Annotated in this window: 4 protein-coding genes; 1 reads left to right on the forward strand and 3 read right to left on the reverse strand. The window is 40.9% G+C overall.

What is annotated here, in order from left to right:
• Window positions 1–108: 108 nt before the first annotated feature.
• The 3 genes from RDS42_RS12545 to RDS42_RS12555 all read right to left on the reverse strand — a co-directional run bounded on the left by RDS42_RS12545 (window position 109) and on the right by RDS42_RS12555 (window position 3925).
• The gene (locus tag RDS42_RS12545; RefSeq protein WP_308783956.1) at window positions 109–864 is read right to left on the reverse strand and encodes a TdeIII family type II restriction endonuclease; all 756 of its coding nucleotides are present in this window, start codon (window positions 862–864) and stop codon (window positions 109–111) included.
• 12 nt (window positions 865–876) lie between these two features.
• Entirely contained in the window at window positions 877–1098 is a 222-nt protein-coding gene (locus RDS42_RS12550) for a helix-turn-helix transcriptional regulator (protein WP_308783957.1), read from the reverse strand.
• 139 nt (window positions 1099–1237) lie between these two features.
• Window positions 1238–3925, reverse strand: a complete 2688-nt coding sequence (locus RDS42_RS12555) for an NACHT domain-containing protein (RefSeq protein ID WP_308783958.1) — start codon at window positions 3923–3925, stop codon at window positions 1238–1240.
• Window positions 3926–4218: 293 nt separating this feature from the next.
• On the opposite strand from RDS42_RS12555, the gene RDS42_RS12560 reads away from it, so the two are divergent.
• Window positions 4219–4923: a hypothetical protein gene (locus RDS42_RS12560; protein WP_308783959.1), complete on the forward strand. Its 705-nt coding sequence runs from the start codon at window positions 4219–4221 to the stop codon at window positions 4921–4923.
• Window positions 4924–4965 lie beyond the last annotated feature (42 nt).

Here is a 4965-nt window from a genome sequence, read left to right on the forward strand (position 1 = left end):
AGAATTAATATCTTTTTTGATTTCTGCATAAGATTTATTTAATTCTGATTCGTCTACCTTATCAATCCATCTTTGTCCTTTAGCTTCTTTTCCCATGCTTTTTCCTTATTATCTCAATCCACGAATACTTTCCCTAGTTTCTTTTCCAACCTGAGATGCAATTTCAAGTAATTCGTCATAGCAACCCACTCCTCCGATTGTATCCCACATATCCCGTCCAATCAAAACAACCGGATCATGTCGAAAATCAAATATTCCCATCGGTGGATGAAAATTATACAGTTCACGTTTTTCTCCAAACGGATTATAAGGAAGGCCAAAATATACATTGCAATTTTTAACACCAAATGCCAAGTGTAAGCAATCTTCTTTTGCAACAGCGGTCTGATCAATATTTGGTTTTACAGTCTTAAGACTAATAAAATTATCTTGTCCATTTTTATGCCACCATAAATCAGATATCACCCTTATTGTGCGTGTTTTCCCCGTGTTCGGAATAGCACTTATTTTTTGCACCGTTGTGTCCCAATCACGCTCCTGGCAGACATTATCTCTCAACTCTTGTATGTGATTATGAATCGCATTGTTCACTGCTTCATCAATTTTAATATAAGTTTCTCTCTGCTTTGCAGCATCATCTGCGCCATTTGCAAGTGCCACTAATCTGGCCAACTCTTCAATTACTCTTTGCCCAAAAGATGTGCTAAATGAACGTTCAAATGCACTCCAGAAAATAACATCTTCTGAGAGCAGTGCTGTATGAAATGGGCGATACGTTTGCTCATTTCTGGTAATACGATCAATTGTACCTTGCACACAATTCCGAAACTCATTAGCTATCAGCCCTCGATATTCTGCATTCATGACAACTCCTCCTTAATCTTCCACATTTTCAAATAGAGTTGCCATTGATACTGATAATCCGTCTGCAATTTTCTTTATATTCATTAAAGACACATTACGCTTACCAGTTTCTACGGAAGCAAAATACGTTCTGTCCATCCCTATCTTAAGTGCAAATTTTTCCTGACTTAATCCTGTTTCTTGTCGAAGCTCACGAACTCTTCTGCCAAATTTTTTAAGGTATTCTGTTTCCATATGGTTCCTCCTTAGTATAACTACTAGGATACTCGTTAACTGCAAATAAGACAACGGATTATCAGTAACATTTGTATCTATACTTCACTTTAAAAGACCGTCAGAAGCAATGATAATCACTGTTCTGACGATCTTTCATTTAATGAAATCTAGATCTGAAACTTTTCCGATCCTTTTTCTTTTTATATTTGTCTTTCAGCTTCATATACAATTCTTTTGCAGAATAAAACTCCTTCTTAAGCGGAAATGTATCATTTGTCAGCATTTCCAGCGTATCTTCATATATCGAACGGCGGTAAACATCCACCACACGGATCTCATAGCTTTTTCCCACAACTTCCATTTCTTCACCAGTCCATTCCATATAGCTTCTTTCATATCCCTCCGGAAGATCTATCCTGGCAATCAACTGTGTACCAATATCATCTGTATCCTTGTCCCAGTTCCTGTCGTAATAAACATATTCCCTGTCCACCCAGTAATCCATTTCCGGCAGTTCATCCCCGTCAATCATTTCCTTGAAGTTGTATTTATCGGCAATAAACTCATAAATAGAAAATTCCGACGTTCCCATTGAAAATTCAGTCACATCACCCTGTTCATAACAGATGATGGGATAAAAATACTCCAAAAAATGTTCATATGCTTCATCATCATTCTCATCCTTAAATATCTGTTCCAAAAATGGAATAATAATACACAGTTCTGTTTTATTCTGCTCCATATCGAACAGCATTGGCAGAACCACACTGTCATGATCAGCGGAATCCCTTCTCTGAAAAATATCCAGCACAGCACCATACCTCTGCTCCAGCTGCCTTGAAAAGAAATACGCCACAAAATACTCCTGAAAAGACCTATGTATAAAATAATATTTCCCGCCATCCTTATAGATCAGGCATATCTTCCCAGTCACATCTTCAATAAATGCTTCCGGCGTGGTATCCAGTTCATTCGCCTCAATCACTTCCTGAAAATACGAACTGATCTCTTCCGGCGTAAAGTCATACTTCTCCTGCTCATACGTAATCGTGCAGAACTCGCCAAAATAATTCTGAAATTCCCTACTGTTCAGGCCAGTGGCAAATTCTCTGGTCAGCGCTTTTGCCGCATCATGTTTCTTTGCCATCGCATCATAAGCCTGCTCATAAAACAGGTACCGCTCTGTCGGGATATCATGATTTCCCTCATAAGCCAGAAGAAGAATTGTCAGAAACAGCGGATTCCCCAGAAAATCCTTCCTCTCTCTCCAGTCAAATCCAAACCGGTTGTTTCTCAGATCCATAATAAAGTCTTTCTGAATTATCGGATCCACAACACTTTGATCCAGCTTTCCAACCATCTCCACTGCCTGTTCCTGACTGAAAGGCTGCAGGTCATACACAGTAAAGCGGCTCAGTCCCCGGAAGTTCATAGTCGGTCTTGATGAAACAATATAAGAAGCTTCCGGATAACTGTCTGCCAGATTCTCCATTTCCTTATAGAACCGTCTGCAGTTCTCACTCTTAATCTCATCCAGCCCGTCAAACAGGATAACACCCTTGCCACTCTGAAGCAGTTCCACCAGATCCGACAGATGCAGTTCCACATCATGCCGTTTCAGTTCCCCGAAAATAAAATCAATCAAATCTCCTGCTGCCGGATTATAATCCCTCAGCAGAACAAACACCGGAACTTTTCCTGTCTCTTTATTCTTATCAATCGTGTCCAGCATAAAGTGCGTCATCATCATGGATTTACCCATACCGCCAGTCCCAGATAATACAATAAACCGGCGTTCTTCTTCAAAGGAATCTATACAGGCATTCTTAATCACCCTGTCATCTTTTTTGTCGTTCCTGTGCTCGCCCCTGTACACAGTCTCACGCCGTTTCACATCATTACAGACAAAGAAACCATAAAAATCCCTCTGCATCTCATACAGAAACGTTTTCTTTTTACTGTGCTTTTCACGAGCCCTGTTCAAATATGTCCGGTACCTGTTTGATGCTGCCTCTCTGTCAAAAACGGGGGAATGTTCTACTACAAAAGAATAAATATTCTTTGCTTCTTCCGACTTAGTCTTATTCACCGATTCAAAAATATATGATGATATTTCATCATTCATCTTCTTCTCACCCATAAGCATGTGTGCATACATTTCTCTCGCACTAGCCGGCTTCACCTTAACTGGCTTTATCTCCATATCATAAGATACCGTCACATCCTCATGACTCTCAAAACCAATCCTGCTGCGGTCAAACTTTCTCGGTCTGCTCTCCCCTGCAAAATCAGATAGGGCAAAATATGTCTCCTGCCCATTTTCAGTCATTCCATGGGTACAGCAGATATAATGCCATACACTCAGAAGGAAATTATAAATATAAACCACATGCATTTCCGGAAACTCCTGCTTATAAGCCGGAAGCCCTCCCGGAATCGCCATAAACTTTGCATTATCCTGAATCAGATTGTCTTTCTCAACCAGTTCCATCAATGCCCGGACCAGCCACTTTCCATTCACTTCCAAATCCAGATACTGATCCGCGTAATTCTTCACTTCCCCAACAACGGAAGCATAATTCTCTCGCATTCTCCCATTAAATTCTTCAACAACCACAGGATCCCCAAAACGTATGTAATCGCTGTGCAGATCCGGATCACAGTTCCGGAACCTTGACGCAATCGTCACCAGACTGTTTCCAGCCATCTCTTTTGCAGACCTGTCATAAATGTACAGCAATTCTTTCAGGCACTGATTCTGATTTGCCACAGGCTTCTTTCTCGCCGCCAGCATCAGGTTAAAAAACACACCGCCTGAAAGATGTAATGCAACTTCATTCCCCATCCAAATACCTTCTCCCACGTAAGAATTAACACGGCAAAACTAAATAAACTGCCGTAAACGTTGAACTGCAACTAAATAAACTCAATACTCTCTACAACAAATAAATCTGATTGCTTTGATCCAAGCGCGCAAAAGCAGGAGGATGCACATATTTTCTGATCTGTCCTTACAGACCCGTCAGAAATTCCTGTGCCTGCCCTCTTTCTTTGTGCGCTTTTTTCGCCTCTGCTATCCGAGATCCGGCACCGCCATGTGCATCCCCCTTTCGGCAATCGTCACGAAAGGAGTCCCCTATGGCAAAAAAATCCCCGGAAACAGCAGACGAAAAGAAATATTTTGTACTCTTTGAAACAGATGAAGAAGGCATCCGCCAATTTCAGTCCTGTTCTAATCAGGACAGATCCGGCACCATGCTCTCTAAGCTGTGCATAGAAGGCAAAATGGTTCCCGCACTCAAACTGGAAGTCAATAAAAATGCCTATGATGTTTTCAAACGAGAACAATGGATGCAGGAGCATCATTACAGAATAGAAAACCGCTGTATCGTCAGCGGTCAAAACGGAAAAGCAAGATTCTGCCCCATCAGAATCCCCAACCCCACATACACTCCGGACAATGGTCAGCCCAAAACCTTATCTAACAGCTGTACTGCCTGTCCATACAACAATAAGTTCAATCTTCTGAAAGGAAAAACCTGCTTTTCAACATTATCCGTCACAGATAAAGACGGAAACACTGATTCCTACGAGCCAGTGTCCACACGTGACATCAACTATACTGACCACTATCAGGAACTACTCACCGGATGGATCAGCTACATTCAAAAGAACTATCCTCAGTATAACAGATATGTTGAATTAATCAATCTTTTAGGGAATGAATTTACCTTAAAAGAAGCAGCTGCTATTCTGAATAGACCGCAGCGTACCCTTTACGGATGGGTACAGACTCTCCGTCCAATTTTTAAGGAATATATACAAACTGTAGATTATTTCTAATATACTTATAGCTGCATCAAAAAAGAGGGCAAATATACCCTC

Source organism: uncultured Blautia sp. (assembly GCF_902497045.1).
Lineage (GTDB): Bacteria > Bacillota > Clostridia > Lachnospirales > Lachnospiraceae > Blautia_A.